The organism is Sphingomonas sp. SRS2 (assembly GCF_000971055.1).
Lineage (GTDB): Bacteria > Pseudomonadota > Alphaproteobacteria > Sphingomonadales > Sphingomonadaceae > Rhizorhabdus.
The window spans coordinates 1-17,481 of the sequence record NZ_LARW01000058.1 but is presented as its reverse complement, the minus strand read 5'-3'; the positions used below and the strand labels follow the sequence as shown (position 1 = coordinate 17,481).

The following is a 17,481-nucleotide window of genomic DNA, read 5'->3' as shown; positions in this document are numbered from 1 at the left end:
AGACTGTCCGAGATAGCGGGCCAAGGCTAGCCCATTTTGCGCGCGCTTATTTGATGCTTCGGACCAGCCCGAGCACCTGGTCGGCCAGGTTGATCGGATCGAACGGCTTGGTGATCACGCCCAGCGCGCCCTGCGCGACATAGGCCTGGATATCCTGCGGGCGGGCCCGCGCGGTGACGAAGATGATCGGGATGGCCGCGGTGTCGGGATCGGCGCGCAGCTTGTCCATCAATTCGGGGCCGGTCAGCCCCGGCATCATCACGTCGACCATCATCAGTTCGGGCCGCCAGCTTGCACTTTGCAGCATGTCATAGGCGGCGTCGCCGGAGATTGCGGTGCGGACCTCGATGCCGGGCCGCAATTGCAGCGCCATCTCGACGATCATCCGGATGTCGGCTTCATCGTCGACGTAGAGGATGGACAGACTGTCGCTCATTGCGGGCCTCCATGGCGATCGACGATATCGAGGACGGTGGAGGCGAGCTTCGGCAGTGCGCGCCGTGATTTGATGATCACGGCGTCGGCGAGAGCGCCTGCGACCTTATCGACCTCTTGCGCCGAATACAGGATCACCGGCAATGGATTCTCCTGTTTCTTCAGCTCGACCAGCAGATCCTGGCCCGATCCGTCGGGGAGGCCGAGGTCGAGCACGATGATATCGGGGCGGCGCGCGGCGAGGATCGTGCGCGCCGCAGCCAGGCTGCCGGCATTGAGCAGCAGCCCGCGCCCGGCGAGCGCGGCGGAGAACAGTTCACGCGTATCGTCATCGTCATCGACATGCAGGATCACCGCCTTGCGCGCGCCCGCCCGGCGGATCGCGCGCTGGATCAGCTGGATCAGCCGGGGCGGATCGAACGGCTTTTGCAACCAGCCTGCATAGGCATCACCGTCGATGTCGTTATGCGGCGGGGTGCCCGAAATGATGATCACCGGCAGCCGCTGGGTGCCCTTGTCGGCCTTCAATGCTCGCAGCAGGTCGGTGCCGTCGGAATCGGCCAGCGTCAGGTCGAGCAGCACACCGCTATAAGGCTGCGACCGGGCGTGGGCGATGCCGTCGCGCACCGTGGTGACGAGGTCGCTGGCATAGCCATGCGCGGTGAGGATCGACTGGATGGTGAAGCCGGCGTCACTGTCATCCTCGCAGATCAGCAGCCGGGTCGAGCGGTCGCCCTCGGCGACATGCGCGCTGTCCCGCGGAACACTGAAGGCAAAGCGCGCGCCGCCTTCGGCGCGGTTCTCGAACGATATCTCGCCGCCATGATTGCGCACGATCTCGCGCGAGATGGCGAGGCCGAGGCCGGTGCCGGCGATCAGCTGCTTGTCGGGCCGCGCGCCCTGCGCGAAGCGGTTGAAGATGTGCCTGGCGAATTCGGGATCGATGCCGGGGCCGCGATCGGTGATCTGGATGATATGATCGTCGCGTCCTTCGATCAGCTCGAACGCCACTGTCGATCCCTCGGGCGAAAATTTGATCGCGTTGGACAGGAGATTGCCCGCCACCTGGACCAGCCGCTCGGTATCGGCGCACGCCATCACCGGGCCATCGGGCGCGGTCAGGCCGATCCTGATGTCGCGCCGGTCGGCCAGGCCCTGCATCGTCTGGATCGTGCGGGTCATCACGTCGCGCAGGTCGACCACCGCATAGTCGAAAGCCATCCGGCCTTTCCGTATCTGGTCGATGTCGAGGATGTCGTTGATCAGCCTTATCAGCCGTTGGCTGTTGGTCTCGGCGATCTCGGCCAGCCGCTGCGCCTGGGCGGGCAGCGGGCCCGCCGCGCCACTGCGCAGCAGCCCCAGCGAGCCGACCACTGAGGTCAGCGGCGTGCGCAGTTCGTGGCTGACGGTGGAGATGAAGTCGTCCTTGAGCCGGTCGACCTCTTTGCGGCTCCCCGCATCGCGCAGCGCGGCGATGATGTGGAGGCCATCGGGAAGCCGCATCGTCCCCAGCGTGATGTCGACCGACACGGTTTCGCCCTGACTGTCGCGGCCGGCGATGTCGAGCAACTCGGTCTTGCGCAGGCTGCCCTTGTCGATGCCTATCCGTTCGAGAAAAGGACCCTCGCCGGGCGCGATATCGATCAGGGTCGAGATGTCGCGGCGCAGCAGGTCGTCGGGGCGGAAGCCGAACATCTGCTCCGCCGCCGGATTGATCGTCTCGATGCTGCCGCTCGGATTGATCAGGATGATCGCGTCGGTCGTACCCTCGAAGATCGCGCGCTGCCGCGTCGCCGATTCCTCGCGTTCGAGCGACAGCTGGTTGCGGAGCCGCATGCCCCGGCCGATCAGAAAGCTCAATATCGCGGCTGCGAGCGCGGTGATCGCGACATAGCTCCAGATGATCGAGCCGGTTCTGTCGCCGCGTTCGGTCTGCGTTTTCTGGATGTTCTCCAGATTGGCGCGGCTGCGTTGCTCGATTTTAGCGACAGTGTCGCGGATGTCGTCCATCAGCTTCTTGCCGAGGCCCTCGCCCAGGCGAGCGGAGGCGGCACCGGGCCCGGCGCGATCGTGCAAATCGATCAGGGCCTGCATCTCGACGAACTTGGCGCGGATCAACCGATCCAGACGCCGCAGGTCGGCGGCATCGGCGCTGGTCGGAGGAGTCAGCCGGGCGACCTCGGTGAACTGCCCCATGAGATGGGATCTCGCCTCCAGATAAGGCGCCAGGAAAGCGCGGTCGCCGCTGATCAGATAGCCGCGCTGGCCGGTCTCGGCGTCCTTTAGCAGCGACAGAAGTTCGGCGACCGCGAGGTTGTATTCGACCGACGTGCCGACCGCGGTCCGTGCATCTCGCGCGCTTCTGATCTCGCCGCCGAGGAAGAGCGCCATCAGGGCCAGCAGGGCCGGGCCGATCAGGGCAAGCAGGGCAACTTGTGGCCAACTGGGCCTGATGTGAGGGCGGCGGGATTTTACTATGTTCATGAAGGCTCGAGCAGAGGGCGCATCATCAGGATCGCCTGGGTCCGGTTGGTGACGCCCAATTTACGGAAAATCGCGGAAAGATGCGCCTTGATCGTCGCTTCGGACACGCCGAGATCGGCGGCGATCTGCTTGTTGAGATCGCCGCTGGCGAGCGCGAGCAGCACGCGGCGCTGCGCTCCCGACAGGCTTTCCAACTTCTTGCGGAGCAAGTCGACCTGCGCATCGGGGCCCGGGGAGGGCGGGAACACCCGGCCGCCATTCAGGATGATCTCGATTCCGGCGATCGTCGTGTCGAGCGGCTGGCGCTTCGACAGGAAGCCGGCGGCGCCTACCGCCTGTGCGGTCGATACCATATGGGCGCTGTCGTGCGCTGAGATGATCGCGATCGGCGTACGGCCGAGCAGATGCTGGAGCTGAAAGAAGCCGCCAAAGCCGTTCGCGTCGGGCAGCTCATAGTCGAGCAGCAGCAGACGATAGCGTCCATGCCGCTCGATAAGCGCTTGCGCCTCGGCGATCGTTCCAGCGACATCGACCACGTTGCCCGGATGGCGCGCTCTTATAGCGAGCTGTATGCCTTCCTGGATCAGCGGATGGTCGTCCGCGATCAATATCCTCCCAGCCGTCACCCGATCTTCCCCGGCGATCAACATGGCCGAGGCTACGCCCCGGCACCTCCATCCACAAGCGCCCCCTAGCGACCGATGGAAAAGCAGTTAAACTGTTGCTACCACGGCAGTCTTGGCCTCGGGAAATGCGATGGAAAACTCCGGGATTCTCCTAGTGGATGACGAGTCGGCGTACCACGCCATCGTCGTTGCGCTATTGCCCTGGATCGGTGGCGTCGACTTCGCGGGCACCGGGCCGGAGGCCGTCGCGGCGGTCCGTGCGCGGCCCTATGACCTGGTTCTTGTCGACATCGAAATGCCGGGCCGCGACGGCTATCAGGTCGCGGCCGATATTCGCGCCGCCGCCGAATGGGCGCGGCTAGCCCCCGTCATCGCCTTCACTACGCTACGCCCGGCGGCGGGTGTCCAGCATTTCATCGACAGGGGCTTCGACGGCTGGCTGGCCAAGCCTTTCGCCGCTGCCGATCTGGTGGCGCTGGTCCGCCGCTGGATCGGCGGCGATCAACCGATGATCGGCGCGGACGACCGGCGGTCGCAGCTCGCCGACCTGCTTGGTCAGGAGGCGGCCGACGCAATGGTCGGCCGGATGCTGGCGAGCCTCGCCGAGGCGGTCGAAGCGATCGACGCGGGCGGTGACGAGCGGGCGCTGGGCCACCGCATGGGTGGACTGGCGGGCACCCTTGGATTTCCGGCGCTGAGCGCGGCATGGCTCGCGCTGGAGGACGGCGGCCGCACCATGTGGCCCACCGCGCGTGCGATAACCCAGGAGACCATTCAGCGCCTCGGTGGACGCAGCCGGAACGATTTGTCGACGAACTAACCTGATTCTGGCATGATATTTTGGTGGCAAATACCCGGTGCACGGGCTTTTCCGAAAGATTCGATTAAATATTCCATTGCTTGGCCGCCCCGTATCAAACGGGGGAGTCGACCATCGGCCGCTTCTTTATCGGATCGCCTTTATCGGATCGCCGCTGGCAATCTGATGTGTCTGGCGCGGAGCGGCTTCATCATCAGCGAAACCTCTGTGACATCGCTCGCTGCGGGACGCATCGGGGCTGTGAGGGCCTAGGGCGCTGCCAGACCATCGATCTGGTCGCGGATGCCGCCCAAGATCAACGAAATATCTGCATGTTATACTAAAGTACTACTACTAAGGCACAATGCTTGTGACTTTTGTCTAATAAAATAGTCACTATCACCTCAATGTCTGGTCAATAAGAGCGCAATTAGTAACGGATCGATAATCAAGATTTGGCAATTCACATCTGTCCGGTGGGAGTTGTGTTTCTTGTTGTTCGATGTGCCTGTTTGTTGCTTGGGATATCGCCGTCGCGGCCGTACGCATTTTGTTGCGGCGGGCGCGGCGATCGGCATGCTGTTCGCGGCCAGTGCCGCGACGGCGGCAATGACGCCGGCCGGAACCACGATCAGCAACGTCGCCCGCATCGATTACCGCGTGGGTACAGGCGCTGTGTCTCGCGCGTCGAACCGGGTGGACATCCGGGTGGGCGAGATCATCGACTTTTCGGTTACGGCTGCGCCGCCATGCGCGGGCGGTGCGGGGACAGGCGGCGTTGTCGCGATCGGCTTTCGCATCACCAATCTCGGCAATGGTTCCGAAGCCTTCATCCCCGGCTCGCCCAGTGTCACGGGCGGCAGCAACTTCGTGCCCGCCGGCGTGATCGCCGATAGCAATGGCAATGGCTGCTACGATCCCGGCGTCGACCAGCCGATTCCTCCCGGTGGCAAGACCCCGCCGCTCGCGCCCGGCCAGTCGATAATCGTGTTCGTGATCGGCACCGGCGGCAATGGCATCGGTGAACTGGTTCTGCCCGTGACGTCCGAGACCGGAACCGGGAGGCGGGGGACCGCCATTCCCGGCGGCGGGCAGGGCGGTAGCGATGCGGTGATCGGCGATAGCGGCGGCGTCGTCACGCAGCCGGTTCCGGCGCCGAGGCCGCTGATCGCGAGCCTCGTCAAGTCGCAGAGCGTCCGCGCACCGGACGACAGCACCGAGCCGCGTTCCGGCGCGGTCATCACCTATCGGATCGAGGGCAGCTTCGCCGGTATCGGCATGGCGAGCGATGTCGCGATCGCCGACAGCATTCCCGCGGGCACCAGCTATGTCGCCGACAGCCTGACCCTCGACGGCGTGAAGATCAGCGACGCGGCCGACGGCGACAACGGTCTTTTCAACGGCACGGGCATCGCCGTTCGGCTCGGCGACGTCGCCGCCCCGACGGTGCACGCCATCAGTTTTCAGGTTCGGATCAATTGAAACGGAGTAAGTTCATGAAGTGCAAGCTCGCCTTGCTGGCCGCGATCGCCGTGACGCTGAGCGTCCCCGCCGTCGCGGGCGGCATTTCGCTCGAAACCAGGGTGCTCAAGGCCCAGACCGTCCGTCTGCCCAGCGGCGGCACCGGGGAAAAGCTCGTGCCCGCCGATCGGGCGGTCCCCGGCGATCCGATGGTCTATGTCCTGGCGTATCGCAACGATGCCGCTCAGCCGGCCACCGATGTCGTGCTCGACAGCCCGGTGCCCGCCACGATGATCTATCGCGGTGCCGGCGTCGGCGCCGAGCCGCAACTTTCCATCGATGGCCGCAATTTCGCGCGCCTCGCCGAACTTGTCGTCACCGGTCCCGGCGGCGTGCGGAGGCCCGCGCGGCTTTCCGACGTCACCCATGTCCGCTGGCACATCACCAACCCGATCGCGGCCGGAGCCGCGGGCGAGGTCTCTTTCCACGCAGCGCTTCGCTGATTGGGGCTAGAATACAGGAGTAGTTATGAAGTTGCGTAAGCTTTCCCACGGGATAGCTTTCTCGGGAACGGCCTTGTCGCTGGTTCTTTCGGGAGCTGCCCATGCCGCGGCGGGAACGACCGCCGGCACCACGGTATCGAACACCGCCAGCGTCGCCTATACGATCGGCGGCGCGGCGCAGACGCCGGTTGCGTCCAATGCCGCGGCCTTCCTGGTCGATCGCAAGGTCAACGTCACGGTCGCGCAGGTCGGTGGACAGGCGACGGTGGTCAGCTTCGGCGAGACCGACCAGGTCATCGCCTTCACCGTCACCAACAACACCAACGCGACGCAGGATTTCAGGCTGGTCGGCGTGCAGCAGCTGGCGCTGGTCGCGACGCTGCTCGGCCATGCGGACAATTATGCGGTCGATAACTTCCGCGTGTTCGTCGACGTCAACGGCAACAACGTCTACGACGCCGGCGATACCGCGACCTATATCGACGAACTTGCGCCCGACCAGAGCAAGACCGTGTTCATCGTCGCGGATATCCCCGGCACCGGACCAAGCGATGCGATCGCGGGCGTCGTCCTGACCGCGATCGCCGCGGCGGGCGGCGGCGGCGGCTCGTTGGGCTCCGATCTGATCGCCACGCTGCTGGGTGACACCGCCAACGCAATCGACAATGTGTTCGCCGACGCCGCCGGCGCCGTCGATCTCGTGCGCGACGGCAGGTCTTCGGCGCTGGGCGAATATAACATCGGCTCGACCGCGCTCGACGTGAACAAGATAGCGACGACGATCAGCGATCCGATCAACGGCGCGCTGTTGCCGAAGGCGATCCCCGGCGCGGTCGTGGAATATTGCATCCAGGTCCAGAACACCGGGTCGGGCGCGGCTACCGACATAGCAGTGACCGACACCATTCCCGATCACTCGACCTATGTCGCGGGTAGCCTGTTCGTGAACGGCACCACGCTGCTCGGCGCGTGTAACGGCGATGGCAACAACGAGGATGACGACGCCACCGGCGCCGACGACAGCGACACCGTCACCGGTTCGTTCGATGGTTCGAAGATCGCGTCGAAAATCTCGACCCTTGCCGCCGGGGCGACGCGGACGACGCGTTTCCGGGTGACGCTGAACTGATCTAAGTTGTTCGGAATAAACATCTTTACCTCGTCCGTGCGGTCGGGGAGGGGCGGAGCCTTGACCAGGCTTCGCCTTCCCCGGCCGCGCGCGATACTACTCGGCCTCGCCGCCGCTGTCTCGACGGCGGCGGCGGGTGCCGAGACCATTTCCAATATGGCGACGATGTCCTTCCGCGACGGCCCGGCCGCGCATGTCGTGACGTCGAACACCGTATCGCTGAATCGCGCGGTGGGTCTGCCCGCTTCGGTCCGCTTCACCCGCTTGACCGCCGCTTTTACCAGCGATCTCCCGGCCGCGACCTGCCGGAATGGTAGCCTCACTGTCACCGACGAAGCCGGCCACGCCGATGACGCGCCGACGAGCGCCTATCGCGACAGCAAGAGCTACGCGCATGACGTGCATGTTCTGGTCGAACTGACCAATCCTTCGGGAAATGACGACCCGGCGCTTGCCGAGACGTCGGACATCGTCATCCGGTCCGACCGTGGCGACGTCGAGCATCTCACCCTCAGGGAAACCGCGCCGGACAGCGGCATGTTCGCCGGCGCGATTCATAATCGCTCGGCTCCGATCGTTGTCGAGGACTGCGCGCTTCAGACCATCGCACGTGAAAAAATCACGGTCGACTTTGACGGGTCGCATGAGGGAACCAACAATGCCAGCGATATTGCGCTGATTGATCCATATGGGTTCGTTTTCGACTCTCTGACGGGCAAGCCCGTCGATGGCGTCACTGTTTCCCTGATCAATGTCGACACGGGGCGGCCCGCCGAGGTTTTCGGTGACGACGGCATTAGCGCCTATCCGTCGACAGTCGTCTCGGGCCAGACCGTCACCGATGCCGGCGGCGCTGTTTATTCGGCGGAAAACGGCCGTTATCGCTTTCCGCTGATCGCGCCGGGACGGTATCGGCTGCAGGTCGATGCGCCGACCGGCTATAGCGCGCCGTCGACGGTGGCGCCCGCCGGTCTGGCGACGCTGGAAGGTCCGAACGGCGCCTATCTCGTCATGGACGCCTCCTATGGCCGCAATTTCCTGCTCGATCAGGTCGATCCGCTCCAGGTCGATATCCCGATCGACCCCAGCGGCGGCGAATTGTCGCTCGACAAGATAGCGTCGGCGCGCACGGCGGCGCCGGGCGATACTGTCCAGTATCGACTGCGCCTCGCCAATCGCGACGGGTCGATCGTTATTCCGGGAGTCACCATCACAGATATATTGCCGCCGGGGATGCGCTATCGCCGGGGGTCGACGCGCGGCGTGGCCGAGCCCGATGTCAGTGCCGATGGCCGTTCGCTGATCTTCCGGCCCGGCGTCATGGCCCCCGGAAGTTCGCTCGAAATCCGCTACAGCGTCACCATCTCGCCCGGTGCGCCGGTCGGCGAGGCGCTCAATCGCGCGGTCGCGGTCGATGCCAGCGGCCGGCGGAGCGCCGCCGGCATCGCCGCGGTGCGGATCAGACCGCTCCTCAACAGCGATGCGCTGACCGTCGTCGGCCGCGTCACCGAGGGCGCCTGCGGCGTCACCGGCGGTGCGCGCAGGGGCGTCGCCAATGTCCGCATCCTGATCGAGGATGGAACCTATGTGGTTACAGACCGCGATGGCCTCTATCATATCGAGGGCATCCGGAGGGGTCGCCATGTCGTCCAGCTCGACACGCAGAGCCTGAAGCCGGGCCTGTCGCCGGTCGATTGCGATCCCGACACGCGCTCGGCGGGGCGCGCCTTCTCGCGCTTCGTCGAGGGGCAGGGCGGCACGCTCCAGCGGGTGGACTTCAACCTGCTGCGCGATCCGGCCGTTGCGGACGCCGCCGAAAGCAAGGCTTCGGTCGCCATCGCCGACGACGCGGCGGCAGCGGGCAATGGCGTCGACTGGCTCGATTGGGCAGGCGAGGAAAGCGGAGTCGACTGGCTCTTTCCGATGATCGACCATAATCCGCGCGCGCCGGTGCTCCGCGTCGTCATCAGGCATCTGCCCGGACAGGCGACCGACCTGCGCCTCAACGGCGCGCCGGTCGACGAACTCGCCCGCGATCAGGGCGACGGCAATGCGAAGGTCGCCATCGCCAAATGGACCGGCCTGCCGCTGCGCGAAGGCGACAATCTGCTCGAAGCGCGCATCATGGACGCGTCCGGAAAGCTGGTGACCACGCTCACCCGCACCGTCCATTATGCCAATGTCGCGGCGCATGCCGAATATCTCCCGGCGCGGTCGAACCTTGTCGCCGACGGCATCAACCGCCCAGCTATTGCGGTGCGGCTTACCGATCGCGACGGCAAGCCGGTGCGCAAGGGCACCCCCGTCAGCTTCGAGATCGATCAGCCTTACACCGCGGCGATCGAGGCCGAGGCGCAGGACGAAAAGCCGCTCGAAGGCCTCGGCCGCGCTCTGCCCACCGCGCGCGTCGCGGGCGACGACGGCGTCGCGCTGATCGCGCTCGAGCCGACGGCGCAGGCCGGCGCGGCGCATATCGTCATCAAGTTCACCCAGGATGGCCAGACCCGCACCGTGGAGCTTCGCCCCTGGCTGCAGGCGGCGGCGCGCGAATGGGTCGTGGTCGGCTTCGGAGCGGGCACGGTCGGCCACACCATCCTGTCGGGCAAAGCGCGCAAGGCGGGAATGCCCGGCAAGAGCGACAGCTTCACCGATGGCCAACTCGCCTTCTACGCCAAGGGCCGGATCAAGGGCAGCTGGCTGCTGACCATGGCCTATGACAGCAACCGGAAGCTTGATCGCGATCACGGCCTGCTGTCGGCGATCGATCCGGACCGCTACTACACCGTCTATGGCGACGGCACGAACCAGGGCTATGACGCCGCGACGCGCGGCAAGCTTTACCTGCGGCTCGAGCGCAAGCAATTCTATGCGCTGTACGGCGATTATCAGACCAACCTGACCCAGGCGCAGCTGACCCGCTTCAGCCGCACGCTGAACGGCCTCAAGGGAGAGTTTCGCGGCCGGATGGTCTCCTTCACCGGCTTCGCCGCGAACAGCGCGGAAAGCGCCGCGCGTGACGAGATCCAGGGCAGCGGCCTGACCGGTCCCTATCGCCTGCGCGGCCGCGCGATCGTCCCGAACAGCGAGCAGGTGCGGATCGAAATCCGTGATCGCCTGCGCTCGGAACTGATCGTCGAGACGCGCAACCTGACCCGGCATATCGACTATGACATCGACACCGACCGGGGCACGCTGATATTCAAGTCGCCGGTGCTGTCGCGCGATGCGGATGGCAATCCGGTTTTCATCGTCGTCGATTACGAACTGTACGGCGCCGGCGTGAAGCGGCTGGTCGCGGGCGGCCGCGCCGCGGTGTCGCTGCTCGACGACAAGGTCGAGATCGGCGCAACGATGCTGCGCGACGAGACGAGCGGCGCGGCGACGGTCGGCGGCGTCGACCTGAAGGCGAAGATCGCGCAGAACACCGAGCTGCGCGTCGAAGCGGCTGCGGGCGGGCAGGGTGGCGATACATCCGACCGCGCTTATCTCGCCGAGGTCGAGCATCATGATGCCCGGATCGATCTGCTCGCCTATGTCCGCCAGCAGGATCAATATTACGGCGTGAGCCAGCAGAATGTCGTCGAGGCGGGCACCCGCAAGTTCGGCGCCGACGGCCGGGTCAAGCTGACGAGCAGGATCGCCCTGAACGCTGCCGCCTGGCACCAGCAGTCGCTGACCGGTCCGGCGAAACGCGACGCGCTCGACGCGCGCGCCGAATGGCGCGGCAACGGCGCGAGCTTCCACGCCGGAGTCAAGCTGGCGAGTGATATAGGCGTCGGCAACCTCGCCAGGAAATCACAGCTGCTCACCATGGGCGGATCGAAGGACCTGTTCGACGGCAAGCTGCTCGTCGCGGCGGAGAACCAGCTTGCGCTGGGCGGCCAGAAGGACAGCGTCGATTTCCCGATCCGCCGCACGATCGACGCCAGCTACAAATTCACCGAATCGGTTCGCCTGATCGCCGGCTACGAGACAGCAAAGGGTGAGCGCTATTCGGCGCGCGGCCTGCGGCTGGGCTTCGATGTCGAGCCATGGAAGGGCGCGAAGCTCACCAGCACCGTTAACCATGAGGCGGTTGGCGAAAGCGGCCCGCGCAGCTTCGCGCAGTTCGGCATGTCGCAGTCGCTGCCGATCGGCGAAAAGTGGACGGTCGATGCCGCGCTCGACATGAGCAAGACGGTGAGCGGGCGCATTCCCGCGGGCGCGGTGGTCAATCCGCTGCATCCGGTGGCGCTGGGCGGCACGCTCGGCCAGGACGGCAATATCAACGAGGATTACCGTTCGATCAGCCTGGGGGCGTCGTGGCAATCGGGCAGCTGGTCATGGAACGGCCGCGCCGAGCATCGTACCGGGGACAGTTCGACCCGCTGGGGCGTCACCAGCAACGTCATGCGCCGACTGGGCGAGGGCCGGACGATCGCGTCGTCGGTTCGTCTGTACCACATCCGGGAAAAGGATGGCGCGATCGCGGCGGCGATGTCGGGCGATATCGCGATTGCCTGGCGTCCGCTCGACAGCCGCTGGTCGATCCTCAACCGCACCGAGCTGCGCTACGAGCGCGGCGACGCCGGGGTCGGCACGGGCAATCTGCTCGGTGTCGGCACCGCCAATGGCGCCGATGCGCTGTCGACCCGGATCATCAACAATCTCGTGGTCAACTGGCGCGACGGGCGCGAGGGTGAGGATCATCGCTGGGAGGCGTCGCTCTATTATGGCGTCAAATATGTCCGCGGCCGCTTCGACGACGACCGGTTCGACGGGCTGATCGACGTCACCGGCTTCGATCTGCGCCGCGATATCGGCCGCCGCATCGACATCGGCGTCAGCGGTAGCGTCCAGCATGCCTGGACCGAAAAGGCGGTCGCCTTCAGCATCGGCCCATCGGTCGGCGTGACCCCGGTGGACAACGTCTGGATCAGCCTCGGCTATAATCTTAAGGGCTTCCGCGACCGCGATTTCGAGGACAACCGCTATCTGCGGCAGGGGCCTTATGTGACGATGCGTCTGAAGTTCGACCAGCAAAGCATGGCTGCGCTCGGCGGCAAGATCGGGGGGATGTTCCGATGAAACGCTTGTTCCTGATCCTCATGCTCTCGCTGGCGGGCCTCGCCTCTGCCCCGGCCGGCGCGGCCCTGACCGTCAGCAAATCGTCGGTCGCGGTGTGGGATCCCTATAATAAATTCCTGCTGCCAAAGGCGATCCCGGGCGGTCTGGTCGAATATACGATCACTGTGTCGAACGCGCTGTTCCAGTCCACGGCGCGCAACGTCACGATCAGCGACGCGATCCCCGCGAAAACGAAATTCTATGTGGGGTCGGTGTCGGTGTCGACCTTGCTGACCAACGTGACCTACACTGCCGCCGGCGGGTTGGAATATTCGAGGGACAATGGTACGAGCTGGAATTACACGCCGTCCGCCGATGCCGATGGCGGCGACGCTAGCGTCACCAATATCCGCGTGACTACCGGGGGCAGCCAGCTGGCGACCCAGAGCTTCAGCATCGTCTTCCGCGTCATCGTCAAATAGGCCGGGGGTTGACCGACCCGGCCTGCGCCGCCAAGCGGCTCCGCGTAAAGGAGCCGCCGTGGTCGAGACCTATATCCTGACGCTGTCCTGTGTCGATCATCCCGGCATCGTCGCCGCCGTGTCGACCTCGCTCGCGCGGCATGGCGCCAATATCATCGAGGCGCAGCAGTTCGACGATCTGCTGACCGGCCATTTCTTCATGCGTGTCGAGTTCGCGCTGGTCGGCGGCGCATCGATCGCGCAGCTTGAGGCGGGCTTCGCCCCGGTCGCCGCCGATCACGGGCTCGACCACCGTTTCCGCGCCTCGTCGGCACGCAAGCGTGTCCTGCTGCTCGCCAGCAAGTTCGACCATTGCCTCGCCGATCTCCTCTATCGCTGGAAAATCGGCGAGCTGGCGATGGAACCCGTGGGGATCGTCGCCAACCACCCGCGTGAGACCTATGCCCATCTCGATTTCGGCGATATCCCCTTCCACCATCTGCCGGTGAACAGGGACAACAAGTCCGAGCAGGAGGCACGGATCAAGGCGATCGTGAGCGACAGCGACGCCGATCTCGTCGTGCTCGCCCGCTATATGCAGATATTGTCGGATGACCTGGCCGGTTTCCTGTCGGGCCGCTGCATCAACATCCACCATAGCTTCCTGCCGGGCTTCAAGGGCGCGAAGCCCTATCATCAGGCGCATGCGCGCGGGGTGAAGCTGATCGGTGCGACCGCGCATTTCGTGACGCCCGACCTCGATGAGGGGCCGATCATCGATCAGGATACCGAACGCGTCAGCCACCGCGACACCCCCGACGACCTCGTCCGCAAGGGCCGCGACATCGAACGCCGCGTCCTCGCGAGCGCGGTGCGCGCCTTCCTCGAAGACCGCGTGCTGATGAACGGCGCGAACACGGTGGTGTTCAGCTGAGGCATCCCGGGTGAGCCGTCATGCCAGCCTCCGTTGGGGTGACGCCTATTTGGCCGGACTCGTCCTGAACGCCGCCACTATCTCCGCGCCGCGCTTCGCTTCAAGCGCCCCGCATGAATTGATCTGCTCCACCGTCCGGTCGAGCGCGAGCGCGCCGCGCTTATATTGCACGACCTTGGGGCGATAAGCCGCCTCGACCGCCTTCGCCTTTTCGACCGAACAATATCGCCCCGGCACGGTCGGCAGGCGGTTGGCGGCGAAGATGCCGCTGCCCTTGACCAGCACGTCGTAATTTCGGATCGACCAGTCATAGGTCATGTCGCGGGTCTCGGGCTCCAGCGCCATCACCTGGACGAGGTTGATCTTGTCGCTGACCCGCATCCGCTTGTCGTCGATATGATCGAGCAGCCAGCGGCCGGTCTCGGCCTTGCCGGTGCCGGACAGCGCGCTCAGTGCGCTGTCGCGGAACAGCGTGTCGTCGCTGCTCATCGCCTTGTCGAACAGGCTTTCGACCGCCGGCGTCCCGCCCACCGCCAGATAGGCGCTCAGCCCATCGGTGAAGAAGGCCTGGTCGAGCGCGGTCTTGTCGCCGCCCAGCCAGGCGGTCGCGGCGGCGGCGAGGCGGGTGCGCAACGCCTTGTCCTCGGCCTCACCCGCGACAAGCGAGACGAGGTCGGCGCGCAGCTTCTGCCGGTCGCCATTGTCGGCTTCATAGACGCCCGCGCGCGGATCGAAGCCGATCGCGGCGAGCTTCGGCCCATAGGTGCTGGCGATGAAGGCGCGATAGCCCGGCAGTGCATCGCCCGCGATCATGCCGCGCTGTCGCAGGCCGGAAAGCCGCAACCCGCCGTCGACGGCAGCGCCCGAATAATCGTTCGACGCCATTGCCTTGGCCGCATCGATCAGCAGCGCCGGCGCGACCTCGCCCGCGCGGAACCCCGCCCACAGGCTGTCGGTCAGCGCCAGCGCCTCGCCCGATTCCAGCTTTGCGGCATCGGCGATCAGCGTCCGCCATTCGGCCTCGGGCAGCGAGAAGCGGTAATAGCCGGTGCCCCCGGCATTCGCCATGATCGCGCCCTTGCCGGTCAGCTTGACGCTGCCCGTCGCCTGATCGAGCAGGCTGCATTCGCGCGTCTCGCCGACGCGGACGCACAGCGGAATGATCCAGCTCTGCTGCGGCAGCTCGGTGCCGAGCAGCGCATAGCGTTTTTGGCTGACGGTTAGGCCGTCTTTCGCGCGCTCGATCCGCACCACGGGCACGCCCTGCTGGTCGACGAAGCTCTTGAGCGAGGCGAGCAGGCGCGTGTCGTGCGCCGCCTCGGCGAGCGAGCCGAAGAACTGCTCGGTATTGGCGCTGCCATAGGCATAACGCTTGAGGTGGAGGCGGACGCCGTCGCGGAACTTCTCGTCGCCCATATAGGCGGCGATCATCGACACGACATGGCCGCCTTTGCCATAGGTGACCTGGTCGAAAGCGCTGTCGATCTCGCCATTGGTCCTGATCGGCTGGTGGATCGGCCGCCCGGCCTTCAGCGCGTCGATGTTCATCGCCGCGAAGCCCTCGTCGAGCGCGCCGGCCCAGATCTTCAGGTCGGGCCGCCATTCATCGCCGATGCGATAGCCCATCCAGTTGGCGAAGCTCTCGTTGAGCCAGAGATCGTCCCACCAGACCGGGGTGACGAGATCGCCGAACCACTGGTGCGCCAGCTCATGCGCCACGACCATGCCGAAGGTCTTTTTCTGGTCGGTCGATGCGCCCTTGTCGAGCAGCAGGATCGTGTCGCCATAAATGTCCGCGCCCGCATTCTCCATCGCGCCCGGCATCACCGGCGAACCGATCTGGTCGAGCTTGGGGAAGGGGAAGGGCGTCGCGAAATATTTTTCGAGCAGCTCGACGATCGGTCCGGTGTTTTCCAGCGCGAAGTCGAGCTTGTCCTTATAGGGCTGAGTCCCGATGATGCGGACCGGCAGCGGCTCACTGCGGACTGTGGTCGCCTTGGCGGTGCCGCTCGCGGTCGCATAGGGGCCGACGACGAACGCCACCAGATAGGTCGGCAGCGGCCTGGTCGGCATGAAGTCATGGCGGATGAGATCGCCCACCTTGGTCGTCTTCACATCGGGGGCGTTGCTTACCGCGACATGGCCGGGCCGCGTGGTCAGCGATACGGTGAACGGGGTCTTGTAGCCGGGCTGATCGAAGCTCGGGAAAGCGGCGCGCGCGTCGATCGACTGGAACTGGGTCCAGACATACCACTGCTCACCGACCTTGATCCGGTAGATCCCCGCCGGGCTTTCGCCGAACGGCGCGTCATAGTCGAATATCAGCGTCGCCTTGCCCGACGGCAGCGGCGCCGCGAAATCGAGACGCGCGACGCCGGTTGAATCGACCTCGCTATAGACCGCCTTGATCGTCTTTCCGCCGACTTTCGCGATCGCCCCCGACACCTTCAGGTCGCGGCCATGGAGATAGAGCGAACTAGTGGCGCCCTTCAGCGTGACGTCGATCTCCGTGTGCCCGGAAAAGCGCTCCTGATCGGGCAGGATCGTCAGGTCGAGCCGATAGGCGCTGGGCGTCGCGGCGTCGGACAGGATGCCAAGCGGCACCGGTTCGGCGGTGGGCGCGGCGGCAGGGAGGGCGGTCGAGAGCGCGGCCAGGGCGACGGCGGCGAGCAGATTTTTCATGTGGCATCCTCTTGGGGAGATGCACTGGTCATATAGTTGAGTAACACACCTCGCAAGCCGGCTAGTTGTTCTCTATTTGTTCTTGAATTATAGGATTCGGCTATGTAACCCTGTTCGGCAGCAATGTGGCTATGATGCATGGAGTATGCAGATGGCTGATGACCGCAAGCGTGGCGCGACCCCGCTTCTAGATAGTTATCGGTGGGCGGATTCCTACAAGGCCTGGGGTTCTATAAGGGCAATGTATACGAGAATTTCGCTCAAGGGGCTGCAAACGAGATGCGAGATTCTTATTGGGCCAAGAAAAGAAAGCGGTGGTGAGGGGGATATGGCAAGCGAGAACATGCGTTGGATATCGGCATGGCTTGGGGTTATGCTCTGGCTATCTTATCCCTTCATTTTCTACAGGACGTCGAAAGTAGAACTTGAATATATCATTTTGAAAAATCCTGATTTCTTCAATGATCATCTGCCGATACTGGAATTCCTGTTCATACCAGCCTTCGTGCTGACATTTGCCTATTTATTCGCGCGTTTCGCGTTCACGATCTACGCTCCGCCCGCTGACGAGCGATCGGGCAAATGGTCGCTGGCGGCGACGAGCAGCGGAGACGAAGCATTTCCGGTTGTTCAGATCGCTGCAGTTCTTGGTGCAAGCTGGTCTGTGTACCAGTTGTCGCACCTGCCGCCCTTGGCGGCATATTGGTATTTGCCGGTTTATTGGGTTGCTTGGATTTTATGGTTCATCACCGCCGCCGCTGTCAGTTGGCCCAGCAAGGATTCCGGTGACTAGTTTGCCTAGGGTCCGGACCCATAAATGGGATTCCCACGGCGGCTCGGATGTGATTCAGGCTCTGCGACAGCAGGAGCGTGGATTTGAGCGAGTTTTGGTTGAGTGAACAGCAGTTCGAGCGGCTTCGG

At 64.7% G+C, this 17,481-nt stretch carries 12 protein-coding genes; 8 read left to right on the top strand and 4 right to left on the bottom strand.

What is annotated here, in order from left to right; all coding sequences use genetic code 11:
• Window positions 1–46 precede the first annotated feature (46 nt).
• From WP12_RS04815 to WP12_RS04805, 3 genes are read right to left on the bottom strand one after another with little or no spacing between them, the layout of a single operon-like run.
• Window positions 47–436 (bottom strand): response regulator, encoded by a 390-nt coding sequence (locus WP12_RS04815; protein ID WP_046192630.1) that lies wholly within the window; start codon window positions 434–436, stop codon window positions 47–49.
• On the bottom strand, window positions 433–2,919 hold the full coding sequence (locus WP12_RS04810; RefSeq protein ID WP_046192629.1) for a CHASE3 domain-containing protein: 2,487 nt from the start codon (window positions 2,917–2,919) through the stop codon (window positions 433–435). Before WP12_RS04810 ends, WP12_RS04815 begins: the two co-directional genes overlap by 4 nt.
• The gene (locus WP12_RS04805) at window positions 2,916–3,569 is read right to left on the bottom strand and encodes a response regulator transcription factor (protein WP_046192628.1); all 654 of its coding nucleotides are present in this window, start codon (window positions 3,567–3,569) and stop codon (window positions 2,916–2,918) included. Before WP12_RS04805 ends, WP12_RS04810 begins: the two co-directional genes overlap by 4 nt.
• A 130-nt stretch (window positions 3,570–3,699) precedes the next feature.
• Here WP12_RS04805 and WP12_RS04800 point away from each other — a divergent pair, with 130 nt between their 5' ends.
• From WP12_RS04800 to purU, 7 genes are all read left to right on the top strand, one after another.
• Window positions 3,700–4,365: a response regulator gene (locus WP12_RS04800; protein ID WP_235398967.1), complete on the top strand. Its 666-nt coding sequence runs from the start codon at window positions 3,700–3,702 to the stop codon at window positions 4,363–4,365.
• A 555-nt stretch (window positions 4,366–4,920) separates the two neighbouring features.
• Complete coding sequence (locus WP12_RS04795; protein ID WP_152663895.1) at window positions 4,921–5,826, top strand: hypothetical protein; 906 nt, start codon at window positions 4,921–4,923, stop codon at window positions 5,824–5,826.
• A gap of 14 nt (window positions 5,827–5,840) precedes the next feature.
• Window positions 5,841–6,308, top strand: coding sequence for a hypothetical protein (locus WP12_RS04790; protein WP_046192626.1), 468 nt, complete (start codon window positions 5,841–5,843; stop codon window positions 6,306–6,308).
• A 25-nt stretch (window positions 6,309–6,333) separates the two neighbouring features.
• Window positions 6,334–7,437 carry a DUF11 domain-containing protein gene (locus WP12_RS04785; RefSeq protein WP_084690964.1) on the top strand — a complete coding sequence of 368 codons (1,104 nt, stop codon included), beginning with the start codon at window positions 6,334–6,336 and terminating at the stop codon, window positions 7,435–7,437.
• Between the two features lie 60 nt (window positions 7,438–7,497).
• Window positions 7,498–12,504, top strand: a complete 5,007-nt coding sequence (locus WP12_RS04780) for a DUF11 domain-containing protein (protein ID WP_152663894.1) — start codon at window positions 7,498–7,500, stop codon at window positions 12,502–12,504.
• On the top strand, window positions 12,501–12,965 hold the full coding sequence (locus WP12_RS04775; protein WP_046192625.1) for a DUF11 domain-containing protein: 465 nt from the start codon (window positions 12,501–12,503) through the stop codon (window positions 12,963–12,965). Before WP12_RS04780 ends, WP12_RS04775 begins: the two co-directional genes overlap by 4 nt.
• A gap of 58 nt (window positions 12,966–13,023) precedes the next feature.
• Window positions 13,024–13,878: a formyltetrahydrofolate deformylase gene (gene purU, locus WP12_RS04770; protein WP_046192624.1), complete on the top strand. Its 855-nt coding sequence runs from the start codon at window positions 13,024–13,026 to the stop codon at window positions 13,876–13,878.
• A gap of 45 nt (window positions 13,879–13,923) precedes the next feature.
• On the opposite strand, the gene WP12_RS04765 is transcribed toward purU, so the two are convergent.
• Entirely contained in the window at window positions 13,924–16,560 is a 2,637-nt protein-coding gene (locus WP12_RS04765; protein WP_046192623.1) for a M1 family metallopeptidase, read from the bottom strand.
• Between the two features lie 151 nt (window positions 16,561–16,711).
• Here WP12_RS04765 and WP12_RS04760 point away from each other — a divergent pair, with 151 nt between their 5' ends.
• Window positions 16,712–17,353 carry a hypothetical protein gene (locus WP12_RS04760; RefSeq protein ID WP_152663893.1) on the top strand — a complete coding sequence of 214 codons (642 nt, stop codon included), beginning with the start codon at window positions 16,712–16,714 and terminating at the stop codon, window positions 17,351–17,353.
• The last annotated feature ends 128 nt before the right edge of the window (window positions 17,354–17,481 follow it).

Bases quoted from the DNA above. Each gene is read 5' to 3' on its own strand.
- WP12_RS04815 (WP_046192630.1), bottom strand. From the start codon at position 436: ATGAGCGACAGTCTGTCCATCCTCTACGTCGACGATGAAGCCGACATC.
- WP12_RS04810 (WP_046192629.1), bottom strand. From the start codon at position 2,919: ATGAACATAGTAAAATCCCGCCGCCCTCACATCAGGCCCAGTTGGCCA.
- WP12_RS04805 (WP_046192628.1), bottom strand. From the start codon at position 3,569: ATGTTGATCGCCGGGGAAGATCGGGTGACGGCTGGGAGGATATTGATC.
- WP12_RS04795 (WP_152663895.1), top strand. From the start codon at position 4,921: ATGCTGTTCGCGGCCAGTGCCGCGACGGCGGCAATGACGCCGGCCGGA.
- WP12_RS04790 (WP_046192626.1), top strand. From the start codon at position 5,841: ATGAAGTGCAAGCTCGCCTTGCTGGCCGCGATCGCCGTGACGCTGAGC.
- WP12_RS04785 (WP_084690964.1), top strand. From the start codon at position 6,334: ATGAAGTTGCGTAAGCTTTCCCACGGGATAGCTTTCTCGGGAACGGCC.
- WP12_RS04775 (WP_046192625.1), top strand. From the start codon at position 12,501: ATGAAACGCTTGTTCCTGATCCTCATGCTCTCGCTGGCGGGCCTCGCC.
- WP12_RS04765 (WP_046192623.1), bottom strand. From the start codon at position 16,560: ATGAAAAATCTGCTCGCCGCCGTCGCCCTGGCCGCGCTCTCGACCGCC.
- WP12_RS04760 (WP_152663893.1), top strand. From the start codon at position 16,712: ATGGCTGATGACCGCAAGCGTGGCGCGACCCCGCTTCTAGATAGTTAT.